Source organism: Brevundimonas sp., assembly GCF_036732845.1.
Classification (GTDB): domain Bacteria; phylum Pseudomonadota; class Alphaproteobacteria; order Caulobacterales; family Caulobacteraceae; genus Brevundimonas.
The window spans coordinates 1-17,899 of the sequence record NZ_DAINBO010000037.1; the positions used below are offsets into that span (position 1 = coordinate 1).

13 protein-coding genes and 1 pseudogene are annotated in these 17,899 nt (G+C 69.1%); 3 read left to right on the plus strand and 11 right to left on the minus strand.

What is annotated here, in order from left to right; translation table 11 throughout:
- Window positions 1-2,303: ATP-dependent chaperone ClpB (gene clpB / locus V7D63_RS11030; protein WP_333592330.1), on the minus strand; the 2,303-nt coding region annotated here is incomplete at its 3' end.
- A gap of 209 nt (window positions 2,304-2,512) precedes the next feature.
- Window positions 2,513-4,789: an outer membrane beta-barrel family protein gene (locus tag V7D63_RS11035; protein WP_333592331.1), complete on the minus strand. Its 2,277-nt coding sequence runs from the start codon at window positions 4,787-4,789 to the stop codon at window positions 2,513-2,515.
- Window positions 4,790-5,140: 351 nt separating this feature from the next.
- Here V7D63_RS11035 and V7D63_RS11040 point away from each other — a divergent pair, with 351 nt between their 5' ends.
- Window positions 5,141-6,745: a serine hydrolase gene (locus V7D63_RS11040; protein ID WP_333592332.1), complete on the plus strand. Its 1,605-nt coding sequence runs from the start codon at window positions 5,141-5,143 to the stop codon at window positions 6,743-6,745.
- Window positions 6,746-6,802: 57 nt separating this feature from the next.
- Window positions 6,803-8,461: a serine hydrolase gene (locus tag V7D63_RS11045; RefSeq protein ID WP_333592333.1), complete on the plus strand. Its 1,659-nt coding sequence runs from the start codon at window positions 6,803-6,805 to the stop codon at window positions 8,459-8,461.
- Between the two features lie 87 nt (window positions 8,462-8,548).
- On the opposite strand, the gene V7D63_RS11050 is transcribed toward V7D63_RS11045, so the two are convergent.
- The 9 genes and pseudogenes from V7D63_RS11050 to phnC form a co-directional block, all read right to left on the minus strand.
- Window positions 8,549-8,950: a hypothetical protein gene (locus V7D63_RS11050; RefSeq protein WP_333592334.1), complete on the minus strand. Its 402-nt coding sequence runs from the start codon at window positions 8,948-8,950 to the stop codon at window positions 8,549-8,551.
- Window positions 8,951-9,016: 66 nt separating this feature from the next.
- Window positions 9,017-10,285, minus strand: coding sequence for an FAD-dependent oxidoreductase (locus tag V7D63_RS11055; protein ID WP_333592340.1), 1,269 nt, complete (start codon window positions 10,283-10,285; stop codon window positions 9,017-9,019).
- Window positions 10,216-10,866, minus strand: coding sequence for a DUF4893 domain-containing protein (locus V7D63_RS11060; protein WP_333592335.1), 651 nt, complete (start codon window positions 10,864-10,866; stop codon window positions 10,216-10,218). The genes V7D63_RS11055 and V7D63_RS11060 overlap by 70 nt, the downstream gene beginning before the upstream one ends.
- A gap of 96 nt (window positions 10,867-10,962) precedes the next feature.
- The gene (locus tag V7D63_RS11065; RefSeq protein WP_333592336.1) at window positions 10,963-11,889 is read right to left on the minus strand and encodes a DUF4167 domain-containing protein; all 927 of its coding nucleotides are present in this window, start codon (window positions 11,887-11,889) and stop codon (window positions 10,963-10,965) included.
- A gap of 241 nt (window positions 11,890-12,130) precedes the next feature.
- Window positions 12,131-13,192: a substrate-binding domain-containing protein gene (locus tag V7D63_RS11070; RefSeq protein WP_333592337.1), complete on the minus strand. Its 1,062-nt coding sequence runs from the start codon at window positions 13,190-13,192 to the stop codon at window positions 12,131-12,133.
- Window positions 13,193-13,263: 71 nt separating this feature from the next.
- A complete protein-coding gene (phnE, locus tag V7D63_RS11075; RefSeq protein WP_333592341.1) occupies window positions 13,264-14,007 on the minus strand; it encodes a phosphonate ABC transporter, permease protein PhnE in 744 nt (247 codons plus the stop codon).
- A gap of 246 nt (window positions 14,008-14,253) precedes the next feature.
- Window positions 14,254-15,153: pseudogene (phnD, locus tag V7D63_RS11080) on the minus strand (phosphate/phosphite/phosphonate ABC transporter substrate-binding protein); the annotation flags it as partial.
- Window positions 15,150-16,151, minus strand: a complete 1,002-nt coding sequence (gene phnD, locus V7D63_RS11085; RefSeq protein ID WP_333592338.1) for a phosphate/phosphite/phosphonate ABC transporter substrate-binding protein — start codon at window positions 16,149-16,151, stop codon at window positions 15,150-15,152. The gene phnD (V7D63_RS11085) and the pseudogene phnD (V7D63_RS11080), both read right to left, overlap by 4 nt.
- Entirely contained in the window at window positions 16,148-16,939 is a 792-nt protein-coding gene (phnC, locus tag V7D63_RS11090) for a phosphonate ABC transporter ATP-binding protein (protein ID WP_333592339.1), read from the minus strand. Before phnC ends, phnD (V7D63_RS11085) begins: the two co-directional genes overlap by 4 nt.
- 244 nt (window positions 16,940-17,183) lie before the next feature.
- Here phnC and V7D63_RS11095 point away from each other — a divergent pair.
- A partial coding sequence (locus V7D63_RS11095; RefSeq protein ID WP_442882137.1) for an alanine racemase occupies window positions 17,184-17,899 on the plus strand: 716 nt, incomplete at its 3' end.

Sequence of the window (17,899 nt, forward strand, 5' to 3'; positions counted from 1 at the left end):
AGGCGGCGGAACAGGATGATCTCGTCGATGCGGTTCAGGAACTCGGGCCGGAAATGGGCGCGGACCTGGTCCATGACCAGGGGGCGCACCGCCTCGACGTCCTCGCCCTCGGGCTGGTTGGCCAGGTATTCCGAACCCAGGTTGGAGGTCAGGATGATCAGGGTGTTCTTGAAGTCGATCACCCGGCCCTGACCATCGGTCAGGCGGCCGTCGTCCAGCACTTGCAGCAGCACGTTGAACACGTCGGGGTGGGCCTTTTCGACCTCGTCGAACAGCACGACCTGATAGGGCCGACGCCGCACCGCCTCGGTCAGGGCGCCGCCCTCGTCATAGCCGACATAGCCCGGAGGGGCGCCGATCAGACGGCTGACCGAGTGCTTCTCCATGTATTCGCTCATGTCGATGCGGGTGATGGCCGCATCGTCGTCGAACAGGAAGGCGGCCAGGGCCTTGGTCAGCTCGGTCTTGCCCACGCCCGTCGGTCCCAGGAACAGGAAGCTGCCCAACGGCTTGTTCGGGTCGTTCAGACCGGCCCGCGCACGGCGCACCGCGTCGGACACGGCCGTCAGGGCCTCGTCCTGGCCGACCACGCGGCCGCGCAAGGCGTCCTCCATGGTCAGCAGCTTCTCGCGCTCGCCCTCCAGCATCTTGTCGACCGGCACCCCGGTCCAGCGTGAGACGACGGCGGCGATCTGTTCGGCGTCGACGACCTCGGGCGTCAGGGGGCGGTCGGCGCCGGCGTCCTCGGCCGCCTCGGCGTCGCCGAGCCGTTTTTCGAGCTGCGGGATCTGGCCGTAGGCGATCTCGGACGCGCGGGCCAGGTCGCCGTTGCGTTGGGCGGCGGCCAGTTCGGCGCGCAGGCGGTCCAGGGTCTCGCGCAGTTGGGCGGCCTGGCCGACCTTGTCCTTTTCCGACTTCCAGCGGGCGGTCAGGTCGTCGGACTGGCCCTGCAGGGCGTCGATCTCGTCTTCGAGCTTTTCCAGGCGGGCGACCGAAGCCTTGTCGGTCTCCTTCTTCAGGGCCTCACGCTCGATCTTGAGCTGGACCAGGCGCCGGTCGATCTCGTCCAGGGCCTCGGGCTTGGAATCGACGGCCATGCGCACGCGACTGGCGGCCTCGTCGATCAGGTCGATGGCCTTGTCCGGCAGGAAGCGGTCGGTGATGTAGCGGTTCGACAGGGTGGCGGCGGCGACGATGGCGCTGTCGGAGATGCGCACCCCGTGGTGGACCTCGTACTTCTCCTTCAGGCCGCGCAGGATCGACACCGTGTCCTCGACCGACGGCTCCTCGACGAAGACCGGCTGGAAGCGACGGGCCAGGGCGGCGTCCTTCTCGACGTATTTGCGGTACTCATCCAGGGTGGTGGCCCCGACGCAGTGCAGTTCGCCGCGCGCCAGGGCGGGTTTCAGCAGGTTGGACGCGTCCATGGCCCCGTCGCCCTTACCGGCGCCGACCAGGGTGTGCATCTCGTCGATGAACAGGATGACCTGGCCCTCGGCGGCCGAGACCTCGTTCAGCACGGCCTTCAGCCGCTCCTCGAACTCGCCGCGGTATTTGGCCCCGGCGATCAGGGCGCCCATGTCGAGCGCCAGCACCTTCTTGTCGGTCAGGCTCTCGGGCACGTCGCCGTTGACGATGCGGGCGGCCAGGCCTTCGGCGATGGCGGTCTTGCCGACGCCGGGTTCGCCGATCAGGACCGGGTTGTTCTTGGTGCGGCGGGCCAGGACCTGGATGGTGCGGCGGATCTCTTCGTCGCGGCCGATGACCGGGTCGACCTTGCCGTCGCGCACGGCCTGGGTCAGGTCGCGGGCATAGCGTTTCAGGGCGTCATAGCCTTCTTCCGCCGAGGCGCTGTCAGCGGTCTTGCCCTTGCGCAGGTCGGCGATGGCGGCGTCCAGCTTGTCGGCGGTGACCCCGGCGGTCTTCAGCGCCTCGGCGGCGGCTCCGCCCTCGCGCGCCAGGGCGGCCAGCAGGCGCTCGGTGGTGACGAAGGCGTCTCCGGCCTGTTTCGAGGCGGCTTCAGCGGCGGCGAATGTGCGGGCGGTGTCGCCGTCCAGATAGAGCTGACCCGTGCCGCCGGTGACCTGGGCGCGCTTGGCCAGGGCGGTCTCGGCGGCCTGATCGGCGGCCTGGGCGTTTCCGCCCGCGGCGGTGATCAGATTGCGGGCCAGACCGTCGCGCTCCTCCAACAGCACCTTCAGAAGGTGCTCGGGAGCGAATTGCTGGTGACGACGCGCCAGGGCCAGCGACTGGGCCGATTGCACGGCCTGTTTGGCGCGGTCGGAATAGAGGTCGAGATTCATGTTTCGGGCATCCCCAATGAGGCGGATTCCAGACCGCGCGTCCTCTGATCCCAGGCCTGTCGCGCGCCGCGCATTCCCGCCTGGGCGGCAATGACATGGCGCACGGCCCGAGACCCTGCAAGCAACGCGCCGCCTGGGTCAGCCTTGAAGTGGGTGTGTCCGAAAGACCACGCAAGGGGGCAGGTCCGAAGACCCGCCCCCCTGGCGGATCAGTTGCCCTGCTGGCCGGCCGAGAAGTCGAACTGCTCCTGACGCGGACGGCCGTTGCCGAAACTGTAGGTCAGGCCGATGAAGGCGATGCGGCCGCCGAACATCGTCTCGGTGCGGTTCCGCAAGGTCGGGGTGTCGATGACGGCGACATTGCGGAAATTGTCGAACACGTCGCGCACCGTGACCTGAAGCGACAGCTTCTCGGACAGTTTGCGGCGATAGCCGAGGTTATAGAGGGCCGTGGCCTCGCGGCTGCCCTGGGCCAACAATTGATCGCCGGTCCACAGGCCCGAGACCTGCACGAAATCTTCGGGCGTCGGCTGCCAGTTCAGGCTCAGGCGGCCGCTGACCGTCGTGCCCGAGCGGTCCTGGGCGCCGGCCAGGCCGGCGGCGTCGAGGTCTTGCTGCTGGACGGTCAGGCTGGCGTTGTAGCGCAGGGTCGGGTGCAGCTTGCCGTTGGCGACCAGCTCCACACCCAGGGCCGTGCGGGCGCCCAGGTTCTCGGATCGCGTCAGGAAGACGCCGTTGCCGATGTCGGTGGTCACCGGGGTGAAGGCGCCGGTGGTGTCGCGATAGAAGAGGGTGGCCTGGTAGAAGGTCTGTTCGACCCGACGCTGCCAGGTGAATTCGAACGAATCCGTCTCTTGCGGCTCCAGGTTCGGATTGCCCGAGACGTAGTTGATCGGGTCCTGATAGCTGCGGAAGGGGTTCAGGTCCTGGGCGCCCGGCCGCTGGACCCGACGGCTGTAGCTGGCGCGCAGGGTCTGATCCGGGGTCAGTTCATAACCCAGGTGCAGGGTCGGATAGGCCCGGAAATAGTCGTTGGACGCCTGGACCCCCGTGGTGACCTGATTCAGGTCCTGAAGCGTCTGTTCCAACCGCAGGCCGAACTGGGCCGTCAGCTTGCCGAACGGGCGTTCATAGGTGGCGTAGACGGCGTGCGTCTGCTGATCGACATCGAACCGGTTGGTGACCGTCGGGTCCGGGACCAGGCTGCTGAACGAGGCGCCGCGGGCGACACGATTGTCGAAGCTCATGTCGGCCTGATCCAACTCGTATCCGAGACGCAGCTTGGCGTTGTTCGGCAGCGGCCGGACATAGGCGCTGGTGAAACCGAGTTGCCGATTGTCCTGGCCGTTGTTGATGACCTCGTTCACACTCGGCGCCGGCGGCAGGATGAAGTCGGCCTGGACCCGCTGGACCATCTCGAAATCGAAATTGCCCAGACGGACCTCGTTGGACCATTCGTGACCCTGGTCGTCGAAGCGGTGCAGCACCCGCCCCGTCACGCCCGAGAAGTTTCCGTCCGGCCCGCCGACCCCGCTGCGGCGATAGGCCGAGGCCAGAACGCCCGCGGCATTGTCGAACTCGTACAGGGAATCGCCGAAGGCCTCGCTCTCGAAATGGCCGCCCATGACCTCGAGATTGACCTGGGTGGCGGCGGTCAGCCGATATTCGACCGCCAGACGCGCGAACTGGTGTTCGGAGGGACCGGAGATGTCGAACGCATTGCGCGATTCAAGCCAATGGCTCGAACCGGTGTCGAAACGGGCGCGCTCGCCGTCGATCTCTTGCAGGAAGGTGTCGTGACGCAACGCAAGGTCGCCCGACACCGTCAGCTTGTCCTTCGTATAGGCGGCGCTGACGCCGAAATTGTAGCGGTCGTCCGTGCCGACGTTGACGCGCACCGAACCGGTGGTGGTCGCGCCCGGCCGCGTGCGGGCGGGCTTGGAGATCAGATTGATGACGCCGCCCGATCCGTCGGGCCGATAGGCCGCGGACGGATTGGTCATGATCTCGATGCGCGCATACTGATCGGCCGGGATTTGCAGAATGGCCTGACCCCGGTTCTGTCCCTCGAACAGGGCCGAGGGGCGGCCGTCGACCAGGATGGTGACATTGGCGTCGCCGCGCAGGGTGACGGCGCCTTCCGGGTCGACCTCGACCGAAGGGATGGCGCGCAGGGCGTCGGCCAGGGAGCCGGTGGTGTTCTGCAGATCCTCGGCGACGCTGTAGCTGACGGAATCGATCGAGGTGCGGATGTCGTTGGCGCGGCCGGTGACGGTGACGCCCTCGACCGTCGAGGACTGGCCGTCGGCGGGCGGCGTCTGGGTCTGGGTCTGGCCCTGGGTCGGGGCAGGCGTCGGCGCGGGTGTCGGCGTCTGGCCCGCGCCGCGGGTCGGGGCGGGCGATTGCGGCTGCTGCGCGGCCAGGGCCGGGCTGGCGAACGCCGTCGTCGCCGCGCCGATCAACAGGAACGTCTTAAAGGTGGTCACGGTTCAGATCCTTCGGTGTCGCGGCCGGGCGATGCGCCAGCTTTTGATTTTTAGGTCATACTTAAAGACTGAGAGACCTGCGTCTTTAAGTCAAGGTTAAAGAAAAGTGAGATTCGTCCCCGACTCGCATCGTGTCCCGGCCAAGGCGCGCCGCCGCTGTCTTTCCACCGACGGGAAGGCATGACGGAACGCCGCACATGGGATGAAGCCGCGCGCCGACACGGTGTGTTGTCACCTTTAGGTATCACCCCCGCCACGCAAACCCGAGTTACTTCTTTTTCATGCTGGACCCGGCGGCTGGCGCGGATCGAGACCGGCGTTAGTGTGGCGGACGACAGGGAGGCTCGATCCATGACCGTCACCGCCCATCGCCGCGGCGTCCTGAGCGGCTTCGTCGCCGGGGCCGCCGCCGTTCTGGCGCAACCCGCCGCCGCCCGAGACGGTTCGGTCGCCGAGACCGTCGACGCCCTGGCGCGCCAGGTCATGGCCGCCTTTCCCGATCAGCCGGGCCTGGCCGTAGCCCTGGTCGAGGACGGTGCGACGACCCTGGCGCGGGGATACGGCGTGCTGAAGGCTGGTGAAGCCGCCCCGGTGACCGACCGGACCCTGTTCGCCATCGCCTCGAACACCAAGGCCTACACCGCCGCCGCCCTGGCCATTCTGGTCGATGAGGGGCGATTGGACTGGGATGCGCCGGTGGTGCGCTACATGCCCGGCTTCGCCATGAGCGATCCGGTGATCACCGCCATGCTGAGCGTGCGCGACCTGCTGTGCCATCGGTCGGGCCTGGCCCTGGGCGCGGGGGACCTGATGCTGTTCCCCGAGACGACCCATACGCGGGCGGATCTGGTCGCCGGTCTCAAATACCTGCCGATCAAGGGCGGCTTCCGGGCCGGTTACGCCTATGACAACGTGCTCTATGTCGTCGCGGGCCAGTTGATCGAGGCGGTGACGGGCCAGAGCTGGGAGGCGTTCGTTCAGGCGCGCCTGCTGACGCCCCTGGGCATGACGGACTCCACGCCGGACTATCGCCGCCTGCCCGACGGCGCCGAGGTCGCCTGGCCGCACGCCCGGCTGGGACCGCCGGTGCGCGGCATGGGACCGCTGGTCCCGTTGGGCAAACACGTCAGTCTGGAGGTCGCGGCGGCGGCGGGCGGCGTTTACGCCAGCGTCCGCGATCATGCGAAATGGATGACCGCACAACTGAAGCAGGGCGTGTCGGCCGACGGACGACGCCTGTGGTCAGAGGCCTCGGCCAAGGCCATGTGGCGGCCCGAGGCGATCGTCGACGCCGCCCAGCGCGACCCATCGGCTGAACGGCCCGACCGGTCCTTCATCACCGCCTACGCCCTGGGCTGGTTCGTGGAGAATTTCCGCGACCGGCGGCTGGTCTGGCATTCGGGCGGCATCGACGGCTTCGTCACCCTGACCTTGCTGCTGCCCGGTTTGAACCGGGGCCTGGCGGTCTTCACCAACGCCGAGGAGGACACGGTGGTGCGCGCGCTGCGCAACGGCGGCGTCGACCGGATGATGGGGCGCGCCGACTATGACTGGATCGCCTATGCCCGGCGCGTGCGGGCGGCGATGGACGAACAGGCCGCCGGCGCCGTGGCCGCCACGGTCACGCCGCCGGCCAACGCCGCGGCGCCCAGCCTGCCGTTGTCGGCCTATGTCGGCGTCTGGCGCGACCCCTGGTACGGGACGGCGACGATCAGCGTGTCGCGCGGCGGGGCCTTGCACATCCGTTTCGAGAAGACCCCGGCCTTCGACGGGCCGCTGGAGCCGTTCGACGGCGACACCTTCCGCACCCGCTGGCCCACGCCGGGGCTGGAGGACGCCTTCATAGACTTCAAGGTCGAGAACGGGCGGGCGGTCGCCGCGACGGCGCGGGCGGTGTCGCCCACGGCCGACTTCTCCTACGACTTCCATGACCTGCATTTCACGCCGGACCCCTAACCAGGGCCGCCTGTCGTGCTAGCGTCCGGCCCGCACGAGATTTCGGGAGCATCATCCATGTCCATCCGCCTGACCCGCCGCGCGGCGCTGTCCGCCACGGCCGCCGTCGCCCTGCCCGCCCCGGCCCTGGCCCGGCAACTCGCGACGGCGACGCCGGACGACGCGGCCCTGGCGGAACAGGTCGACGCCTATGTGAAGCGGGCCATGGCCGGCTTCCCCGACCAGCCCGCCGTATCGATCGGCGTGGTCCGGGACGGCAAGACCGTGCTGGCGCGCGGATACGGCGTGCGCGAGATCGGCGGCGCGGCGGCCGATGAGAACACCCTGTTCGCCATCGCCTCGAACACCAAGGCGGTGACGGCGGCGGCCCTGGCCATCCTGGTCGACGAGGGCAAGGTGAAGTGGGACGAGCCGGTTCGCACCTATCTGCCGAACTTCCGCCTGTCCAAGCCCGAGCTGAACGGCATGGCGACGGTGCGCGACACGCTGAGCCACCGCATCGGGTTCGGCCTGGGCGCTGGGGACCTGCTGTTCTGGCCCAACAGCGACCGCACCCGCGCAGAGGTGATGGCGGCGGTCGAACACGTGCCGATCGAGGACCAGTTCCGGGCGCGCTATCACTATTGCAACCTGATGTTCGTGGTGGCGGGCGAAATCGTCGCCGCCGTCTCGGGCATGCCGTGGGAGCGGTTCGTCCAGACGCGCATCCTGGACAAGCTGGGCATGGGCGAGACCGTGCCGTTGGCGCGGCTGGCGGACCCGGCGAAATCGGCCCTGCCGCACGGCCGGGTCGGGCCGCCGCTGCGGTATCAAGGCGCCATGACGGTGCTGGACCAGTCGATCGCGGCGGTGTGGAACTGGGACAGCGCCGGAGCGGCAGGGGGCATCTGCACCACGCCCGGCGACTGGGCCAAATGGATCGCTTGTCAGTTGGCGGGCGGCGCCCTGCCCGACGGGTCACGCCTGTTTTCCGAAGCGGCGGGCCGCGAGATGTGGCGGCCGAACATCATCGTGTCGTCCTCGGCCGGGCCGACCGGCGAACTGCCGGGCCGGGCCATCGCCTCGACCTATGCGATGGGGTGGCAGGTCCAGGACTATCGCGGCGAGCGGATGATCACCCATGGCGGCGGGGCGCCCGGCTACATCTCGGGCACGGTGCTGATCCCCGGCCGGAACGCGGGCTTCTCGGTCTTCACCAACGCCGAGGAGAGCCTGCTGCTGCGCGCGCTGCGCAGCGGCGTCACCGACATCGTCATGGGCAAGGCCGGTTTCGACTGGGTCGCCGACGGCCAGAAGCTGCAGGCCGAAGGCGCCGCCCGCTCCATCGCCGCGGCCGCCGAGATCGACGCCAAACAGGCGGCGGGCGCCGCGCCCGGCCTGCCTCTGTCGGCCTATGCCGGGACCTGGCGCGATCCCTGGTACGGCGACATCACCATCGAACAGAGGACCGAAGGCCGGGGCCGCAACCGCAGGACCGGCCTGTGGCTGGCCTTCAGCCGCACGCCCGCGCTGAAGGGCTGGCTGGAGCCGTACGACGGCGAGACCTTCCGCACCCGTTTCATCGACCGGCGCGAAGAGGACGCCTTCGTCACCTTCGCCATCGCGGGCGGCATGCCGGTGACGGCGACGCTGAAGGGCGTCAGCCCCGACATCGACTTCAGCTACGACTACCAGGACCTGCGGCTGACGCGGGTGCTGGCGGGGGTCGCGGGCTAGGATCCCTGCTCATCCCCGCGAAAGCGGGGATGAGCGCGGAGTGTGCTGGCGCTACGGTCCTATCGGGCCTTGATCGTGCACGCCCCCTTAGCGCGGAACGACACGGCCGGCTTCCAGGATCGGCATCCCCGCCTCGGTCGGAATGTAGATGGTCTGGCGGCCTTCCTTGCCGGCGGTCTCCTGCAACATATTGATGTAGCTCCAGCGCAGATAGGCCTCGGGTCCGCCCAGAGCGTCGGCCATGATGCGGTTGGCTTCATTAGCCCCGCGCGCGCGTTCGACCTCGGCCTGGGCGGTCAGGCGGGCGGAATCGAGCGCGGCCTGGGCCTCCAGCACGCGGATGCGACGGTCCTGGACCGCCTGTTCATAGGCGGCGCGACCGGCCATCTGCTTGGAATAGACATTGTAGGTCGGCAGGCCGACCAGCACGCCGGCCAACAGCCCGATCACCACGACGCCCAGCGTCAGCCACGATCCCAAGGGGGTCATCCGCATCCTCCAATAAGCGATTGAGGCGTCAGGCTCGCAAGGCGCGGGCGCGGGGTCAATGCGGCGTCACCGCGCGTTCGGCCGCGGGTCCAGCAACAGGCCCGAGACGGTCGCGGCCAACAGACGCGCCGCGCCCGGCAGGCGCGAAACCCGGCCCAGGACGTGGTCGCGGACGAACGGCAACAGACGCCCGTCAGCCTGATAGAAGGGCGTGAAGACCAGGCTCAACGCCTGATACAGCCGCAGATGCCAGCGTCGTTCGGCGGCATAGGCGCGCAAGGCGCGGTCGAGGTCGACGTGGGCGTCCAACGCCTCGGCCAGGACGAAGGCGTCCAGCAGCCCCATATTGACCCCCTGGCCCAACTGCGGACTGGTCGAATGGGCGGCGTCGCCGATGACGGCCAGTTTCGCCTCGACCGGCGACCGCAGGGTGTGATGGCCGTAGCGGGCCATCGTCAACTGATCCGGGTCGGTGATCGTATCGAGGATGGACGCCGTCTCGGGCCAGAAGGACAGAACCTGTTCCTTCCACGCATCAAGACCCGCCTCGCGCCAGCGCGGATAGTCGGCGTGCTTCAGGCTCCAGAAAAAGGTGGCCAGAGAGGCCTTGTCGCGCGGACGGCGGCCGACCGGCAGGACGCCGATCATCGTGTCGGCCTTGCGATAGACCTGCTGCAAGGCGCGCGGATCGAAATGCGAATCGGCAGGCCAGGGCGTCGTGGCCCACAGGGCGCCGTACGCCAACTCGTGGCGGCGGCGGCCGACGCCGGTCAGCATGCGGTGACCGACCGGTGAGCGCGCGCCCATGGCGTCGACGATCAGATCGTAGGCGGGCGACAGCAGACCATCGGCGCGTTTCAACCGACCGTGGGAGGCGGCGCGGACGGGCCAGCCGGTCTCGAAGGCGACGCCCGCCTTCACGGCCGCCTTTTGCAGGACGTGGAACAGGGCCGCGCGGTGGACGCCGAGGGCGTTGCGGGGCGTCGCCAGGTCGGCGTAGCGCACATCCAGCACGACCCGGCCCGACGGATGGGCGCGGCCGAACAGATGGTCGATGGGCTGGGCCAGCGCCTCGACCTCGGCGGTCAGGCCCATGCGGTCCAGCACGGCCAGGCCCGTCGGCTGAAGCATGAAGCCCGCCCCGACCGGCCGGGGCTGATCGAACCGCTCATAGACGGTGACGCGCCGCCCTTGCCGCGCCAGCATCACGGCCAGGGCCAGACCCGCCGGTCCCGCGCCCGCGACGGCGATATCGGCCGCGGCGCTCAGTTCGGGACCAGCTCGATCAGATCGAGGTTGGATTCGTTCTGGGGCCAGGGAATGACCAGCCGCCAGCGACGATCGCCGATCCGTTCCAGCACCGCGACCAGGTCGCGATCCGGGCGCTGGCCGTAGGAGTTGGCGGCGGGTTCGGAGGCCAGGGCCATGGACCCCAGCATGACCATGTGGCGGTCGGTTTCGGGGAAGAACAGGCCCGAGGGGCGCTGACTGCCGGTCGTCTTGACGAATTTCAGCCCCTTGGGCGTCTGCTCGATGCGGCAGTCGAACCAGTCGTAGATCACATAGCCCAGGCCGTCCTCGCCCCCCTGGGAGCCGAGCTTCACGGTGCGGCACCGATAGTCGCCGACCGGCGGCGTGACCGAGGCGCGGGCGGCGTCGGCGTCGATCAGATCCCCCAGCCCGTTCAGGTCGCCCGAACCCCGCTGGCGCCGGGCCTGCTGAAGCGCCAACGACCAGGCGGCGTCGCGTCGTTGATAGCGGTCGCGGTCGGTGGCGGTGATGATCCCGCGCCAGTCACGCAAGACCCCGCCGCCTGAACCCGACGGGGGCGGCGGCGGTGCGGGCGTCGCGGCGCAGGCGGCGACCGTCAAGGCGGCCGTGCAGACCAGGGCCGGGCCGAGGCGAAGGCGGGACATGAAGCTTGTCGTGCGGATCACGGACCCCACAGGGCCTGCCGGGAGCGGCGACGTCAAGGCCGTTCGCCGCGCCAAGCCGTCACGACCAAGCGATGATCAGTCCTCGGCGGAGGCGGCTTCGGCCTTCTTGCGCGGCGCGCGGCGCTTGGGCGCCGGGGCTTCGTCGGCGTCGGCGGCCGGAGCGGCCGAACGGGTCAGGAAGCCCGGCAGGGCCGAGGCCGTGTCGTCGGCGATCCCGCTGGCGCGGGGCGCGCGCGGGCGACGGGCCGGGCGATCCGCGACCAGGGGCGGCTGGTCGTCCGAGGCCGACGTCGCGTCGGACGCCGAGGTCTCGGCGACGGGTTCGGCGGTCAGGCCGGCGGCCTCGGCTTCGCGACGCAGACGCTGCTCTTCGCGGCGACGGTCGTGATATTCGTCGCGGTCGCGTTCGATCAGATCTTCCGGCGTGGCCGTGCCGTCGGCGATGCGCTTGTTGCGCTCCTCGCGGCGGCGCTCCCAGCGGTCACGGCGGGAATCACGCTGGTCGCGCGTCTCGCGCTGGCGGTCGTTGCGGTCGCCGTTGTCACTGTCCATGCGCGGCTGGTCGCCCTCGCCGCGCTCGCGGGCGGCGGCGCGCTCGGCCTCTTGCTGAGCCTGACGGTCGGCGGCCTGCTGGGCGGCCAGGAAGGCGGCGGCCTGAGCGCCGGATTCGTCCTCGAAGTCGATGTCGAAGCCCTGGTTGGACAGTTCGCGCTGGGCGATCTCGCTGACCGGACGGGCGGGCTGAAGCGCGCGCAGCACGCGGAAATAGTGTTCGGCGTGCTGAAGATAGTTCTCGGCCAGAACGCGGTCGCCGGCCGAAGCCGCGTCGCGGGCCAGTTGCATGTAGCGTTCATAGACGGTCTGGGCGTTGCCCCGAACCTTGATGTTCTCGGGACCTTGCGAATCCCACGAGCGGTTCGGATTGGCGCTGTTGGCGCCGTTGCCGCCGCCGGGCTTGCGGTTGCGCCCGCGCTGGCGCTTCATGCCCTTGAAATCTCTCATCGAACTACCGTTTTGAAAGCCGCGCTCGCCGGTCGCCGGGGCCGATCCCCGTGGTGCAATGCCGGAAGAAGCCGTGCCGCCCGCGTGGTGCGTTCGGAAAGAGATCCGAACCGTCACGCAGAACCCAAACGCCTGTGTCCAGACAACGGGTCTGGAACGCTGCGAAAGGGCGGGAGACGCGCGAAGACTTAGCGCGCCGCCGCGCGGTTTCCAAGCGGTTTGTTCGTGGCCCGGGCGCGGCCTATCGCGGACGCGACATCGACGGCAGCGCCTGGGCGGCGGCCTGCTGGGCGGCCAACTGATCGGCCGGCAGCGGCACCAGGCCGCGATCCTGCAGATAGCCGCCGCGACCGGCCGAACCGTTGGAGACGAACTCCTGCACGAACTGCTGCAGGCCCGGCGTCACGCCGATGTGCGCCTTCTTGACGTAGATGTAGAGGCTGCGCGCCAGCGGGTAGGAGCCGTCGGCGATGGTGTCCAGCGTCGGGGCCACGCCGTCGATGGTCTCGGCCTTCACCGTGTCGAGGTTCTGCTCCAGGAAGGAATAGCCGAACACGCCCAGCGAGCCGGGGGTGCGGGTCAGGGTCTGGACGATGGCGTTGTCGTTCTCGCCCGAGTCGATCCAGGCGCCGTCCTCGCGCAGGGTGTGCGACAGGCTTTCAAAACGCGCCTTGTCGGACGACTCGATGGCCGCCAGCGCCGGGTTCCGCTTGGCGGCCGGGGCCATGCCCAGCTCCAGGAAGGCGTCGCGCGTGCCCGAGGTCGGCGGCGGGCCGTAAACCTGGATGCGCTGAGCGGGCAGGCCCGGATTGACTTGATTCCATTGAGTGTTGGGATTGGCCGCGAACTGGCCGTTCGCGCCCGGAAGCTGGGCGGCCAGACCGGCGTAGAGGTCGGCCAGGCGCAGGTTGAAGCCGTTCCCGGTGCGGGCCGTGGCGATGACGATGCCGTCATAGCCGATCTTGATCTCGACGATGTCGGTGACGCCGTTCTTGGCGCACAGGTCGAACTCGGACGCCTTCATCGGGCGCGAGGCGTTGGCGATGTCCGGGGTCTGGGGACCGACGCCCTGGCAGAAGGCCTGGATGCCGCCGCCGGTGCCCAGCGATTCGACGCGCGGGGCGGAGCCGCCCTGGCTGCGGTTGAAATTCTCGGCCACGCGGGTGGCGAAGGGAAAGACGGTCGACGAACCGGCGGCCCAGATGCCCGAGCGTGTGGCCGAGCCGCCTCCGGCGTTCTCGCCGCAGCCGGCCACGGCGATCAGGGCGACGACGGCGACGGTGGTGGTCAGGGTGCGGATCATGGGCGGGCCTCCGTTTGAGAGGCCCGCTTAGATCAGAGGATTGCGACAGTTCGGCTGAAGCTGCGTGACGGTTAGAGCAAGCGCTTGCGCATGATTTGCGACAGGGTGTCGATCACGGTCACGGCCACGATGATGATGATCGCGATGGTCGAGACCTCGCGATACTTGAACGCCTGCAGGCTCTCGAACAGCGCCTGGCCGATGCCGCCCGCGCCGATCAGGCCCAGCACCGTGGCGGCGCGGCTGTTCGATTCGAAACGGTACAGGGCGAAGGAGGTCCACAAGGGGGCCACCTGGGGGATCACGCCCCAGACGATTTCATGCAGACGGCCGCCGCCGGTCGCCTTGACGCCCTCGACCGGTCCCTTGTCGATCGACTCCACGGCCTCCGAGAACAGTTTCGCCAGGACGCCCGCGGTGTTCAGGGCGATGGCCAGCACCCCCGCCAGCGGTCCCAGGCCGACGGCGACGATGAACAGGGTGCCGATCACCAGATCGGGGATCGAACGCAACAGGTCCATGACCCGGCGCACCGGCCACACCATCCAGGCGGGCGCCATGTTGCGCGAGGCCATCAGGCTGAGCGGCACGGCCAGGAAGACGGCCAGGAAGGTGCCCCACAGCGCGATCTGCACCGTCAGCCACATCTGGCCGACCAGCGAACGCCATTTGGTGAAATCGGGATTCAGGAAGTCTCGGCCGTAGTCGCGAATGTTCTCGGAGCTGGTGAACAGTTTGACGATGTTGGGCAGGTCCACCTTGTTGAAGGCGGCGATCAGGATGACGGCGAAACCGCCCCACAACAGCAGATCCAGCGTCTGGGCGCCCAGCGACTTCACCGGCGGTTGCGGCACGCCGTCCGCGCCGACCGGGGCGGCGGGGCGGACGGGGATCAGATTGGCGATCAGCGCGATCAGGGCCAGGACGCCGATCACCGCGAAGGGCGCCCAATCCTTGGCGGGGATGTCGCGCTTGGGCGGGGCGACCTCGCTGGCGCGGCCCTCGCGCCGGGCCTGGTCGGCCTTCATCTCGCGGATGGGGTCCAGATAGCTGTCGTCGGCGGCGCGGAACTGGGAATAGTTCAGCCCGTCCATCACCTGGCGCTGGCGGTCGGCGTCGGGACCGGCGCCCTGGCCGTAGGTGACGAAGAATTCGCGAATCTTGGCCTTCAGCCCCTCGGGCAGGTCGCGGCGCAGCAGGATGCCCGACTCGGGGATCGGCGGGGATTCCCAGATCGTTTCGATCTGGCTGGCGACGGTGGGGTTGTTGCGACGCAGGAAGATGGTGTTGACCGAGTTGGAGGTCGCCACGTCGATCTGGCCGTTGGCCACCGAGAACGAGTTGGCCTGGTGGCTGGCCGAGCGCACGGTGGCGAAGCAGTCGCTGGGCGTGATGCCGCGCGGGCCGAAGAAATAGGTCATCGGGGCCAGGGTGCCCGAGGTCGACTGGGCGTCGCCCAGGCCGAAATTATAGCGTTTGCCGCACCGGGCCACGTCATCGGCGGTGATGCCCGAACCCTTCTTCACGATCAGGGTCGAGGTGTAGGAATCCTTGCCCTCGGGATCGACGATGCGGGCGATGACCTGGGCGTTGGAGCGATCGATGGCCTGGACCGCAGGCAGGGCCGAGAACCAGCCGATCTGGGCCTGATCGGCGCGCATGGCCTCGACCAGCACGGAATAGTTGGTGCCGAAGATGGGCCGCACGGGAACGCCGACGGCCCGCTCCAGATCCTTCAGCAACGGCTCCCACAAGGGACCGGAATCGGCCTGGCCCTCGGCCGACAGGATGGTGAAGACCAGTTCGCGCGGGGCGGCGTTCGCGCCGTCGCGGGCCTGGGCCGCGGCCGGGTTCGCGTTCAGGGACAGCAGCAGCGCCGCCGTCAGGGCCGTCAGGGCCGCGAACAGGGAACGGAAGGTCATTCTGGAGGTCTTTCCCGCAAGGGTGTTCGACGACGTCATGGTTGCACCTCGCGATCGGCGCGCAGGCGGCGCAGTTCGGTTTCGGCGGCCTGGCGCGCGGCCCGGTCGCCGGGAACGCGGGCCTGGGCCAGGGTCTGGGCGGCGATCATCTCGCGCACCGGATCGAGATAGGCCGCGTCGGCGGCGCGGAATTGCGAATAGTTCAGGGCCGCCAGCACCTGGCGCTGGCGGTCGGCCTGGGCGCTTTCGCCCTGGCCGTAGGTGAGCAGGAAGCTGCGCAGCTTCTCCTTGACCGCCGGGTCGAGGTCCTGACGCACCAGAACGCCGCCCTCGGGCAGGGGCGGCGAGCGCCAGACCTCCTGAAGCTGATCGGCGATCTGGGGGTTCTGGCGGCGCAACCGGGCCAGGGTCACGGTGTTGACCACCGCCACGTCCAGCGTCCCGACGGCCACCGCATAGGCGTTGGTCGGATAGTCGCCCGACCGAACCGAGGCGAAACAGGTCCGGGGGTCGATTCCGCGCGGGCCGAACAGAAAGGTCATGGGCGCCAGGGTGGCCGAGGTCGACGCCGCGTCGCCCAGGCCCAGACGCAGGTCGCGGCCGCACGCCAGGACGCGGTTCAGATCATGGCCCGAACCCGCGCGCGTGATCATCACCGAGCGATAGCTGTCCTCGCCGTCACGGTCGACGGTGCGGGCCGCCAGTTCGGCGACGCCGGAATCGATCACCTGAATGGCCGGGCGCGGCGACAGCCAGGCGGCCTGGACCTCGCCCGCCTCCATGGCCCGGACCAGTTCGGCGTAGCTGGCGCCGAAGCGGGCCTGGACCGGCGCGCCGACGGCCTGGGCCATGTCCTCCAGCAAGGGCCGCCACAGGGGTTCGACGGCGGCCTGGCCCTCGGCGGACAGGATGGCGAAGGTCACGGGCGCGTGTCGGTCGGCGTCACGGCCCGCATCGCCGCAGGCGGTCAGCATGACGACGCCCGCCAGGGCGGCGGCCCGGCGCAACCCCCGGCCGAGCCGGCGGGCCGATGTCAAGCCTGCGTCTCCCAGAAGGCGTCTTCAAACTCCGGCCCGTAGATGCCGACCAGGGTCTTGTGGTCCAGGCCGGTGGAGGGACCGTCATAGACGATCTTGCCGGCCTGCAACGCCACGACGCGCTCGCAATAGCGGATGGCGTAGTCGACCTGGTGCAGGGTCACGATGACGCCCAGGCCGTCGCGCTTGTTCAGCTCGACCAGTTGCTCCATCACCTTGCGGGCCGAGACGGGGTCCAGCGAGGCCACCGGCTCGTCGGCCAGAATGGCCTTGGCGCCCTGGACCAGGGCGCGGGCGATGGCGCCGCGCTGCTGCTGGCCGCCCGAAAGCGTATTGGCGCGCTGGGCGGCGTAGTCGGAGACGCCGACCCGGTGCAGGGCGGCCATGGCTCGGGTCTTGTCCTCGGTCGGCCAGACGCCGAAAATTCCGCGCCAGCCCGGCAGACGGCCCAGAGCGCCCAGCATGACGTTGGAGAACAGGCTGAGGCGGCCGACCAGATTGAACTGCTGGAAGATCATGCCCAGCTTGCGGCGGGCGTCGCGCACGGCGCCGGTGACGCGGCCGTTCTTCTGCACCACCTCGCCGAAGACCGAGATCGTCCCCTTGCCGGAATCGATCGATTGAAGACCGGTGATCGAGCGCAACAGGGTCGACTTGCCCGAACCCGACGGGCCGATCAGGGCGACCATCTCGCCGGCCGCGATCTCCACGGACACGCCGTCCAGCGCCTTTCGAGCGCCGAAGGTCTTGGACACGTCCCGGACGGAGGCGACGGAGGCGGAGGTCATGGCTGCGCGGTCGGCTGTTGCAGGGGGCGCGCCGCATGGCCCGAATGGAGCCAGGGAGCAAGTCTTAATGGCACGCGGGCGGCGATTTCGTCCAGCGGCGGATGACGCGCGCGCGCGTCACGAAAAAACCCCTTTACATGACAGGCCGATGACCTCATATCGCGCGCTTCCGGCGGACCCCGTAGGTCCCACTTGCGCCGCTAACGCCGGGTCTGGGTTAACAATCATCAGGGGGTTACGTGAATTGCGCACGTACCAGCTTCCCCTGGACCTGGTCCGCGAGCGGTCCCCTGAGCGTCCTGTCGCCCTCGTGCGGCCGCGCTCGGTTTCCGTAGCGGCGCGCTGGTTCCAGGACAATCTGAAGGCCGACGTCTTCTACGCCGTGAAGGCGAACCCGTCGCGCTGGGTCATCGAATCCCTGGTCGAGGCGGGCGTGACCGGCTTCGACGCCGCCTCGATCGCCGAGATCGAGCTGGTGCGCTCGGTGCTGCCCGAGGCGCGCATCGCCTTCATGCACCCGGTCAAGAGCCGGGCCGCCATCACCAAGGCCTATTTCGAGCACGGCGTCCGCACCTTCGCGCTGGACTGCCATGAAGAGCTGGCCAAGATCCTCGACGCCACGGGCGAGGCGACCGATCTGAACCTGATCGTGCGCATGGCCGTGTCGGCCGACGGCGCGGCCTATACCCTGTCGGGCAAGTTCGGCGTTTCGCCGGACCAGGCCCCCGCCCTGCTGCTGGCCGTGCGCCAAGCGGTCAAGGACGGGCTGATGGGCGTGTCGTTCCACGTCGGTTCGCAGTGCATGCGCCCAACCGCCTACCAGGCCGCCATGGCCCAGGTCGGCCGGTCGATCAGCCGTGCGGGCGTGATCGTGGACATCGTCGATGTGGGCGGCGGCTTCCCCTCGGTCTATCCGGGCATGGTGCCGCCGGACATGAGCGAATACGCCGACGCCATCCA

What these genes read in the sequence shown, in the direction of transcription:
- phnC (WP_333592339.1), bottom strand. Translation starts at nt 16,939, where the DNA reads ATGACCTCCGCCTCCGTCGCCTCCGTCCGGGACGTGTCCAAGACCTTC.
- V7D63_RS11070 (WP_333592337.1), bottom strand. Translation starts at nt 13,192, where the DNA reads ATGATCCGCACCCTGACCACCACCGTCGCCGTCGTCGCCCTGATCGCC.
- V7D63_RS11065 (WP_333592336.1), bottom strand. Translation starts at nt 11,889, where the DNA reads ATGAGAGATTTCAAGGGCATGAAGCGCCAGCGCGGGCGCAACCGCAAG.
- V7D63_RS11045 (WP_333592333.1), top strand. Translation starts at nt 6,803, where the DNA reads ATGTCCATCCGCCTGACCCGCCGCGCGGCGCTGTCCGCCACGGCCGCC.
- V7D63_RS11060 (WP_333592335.1), bottom strand. Translation starts at nt 10,866, where the DNA reads ATGTCCCGCCTTCGCCTCGGCCCGGCCCTGGTCTGCACGGCCGCCTTG.
- V7D63_RS11050 (WP_333592334.1), bottom strand. Translation starts at nt 8,950, where the DNA reads ATGACCCCCTTGGGATCGTGGCTGACGCTGGGCGTCGTGGTGATCGGG.
- V7D63_RS11040 (WP_333592332.1), top strand. Translation starts at nt 5,141, where the DNA reads ATGACCGTCACCGCCCATCGCCGCGGCGTCCTGAGCGGCTTCGTCGCC.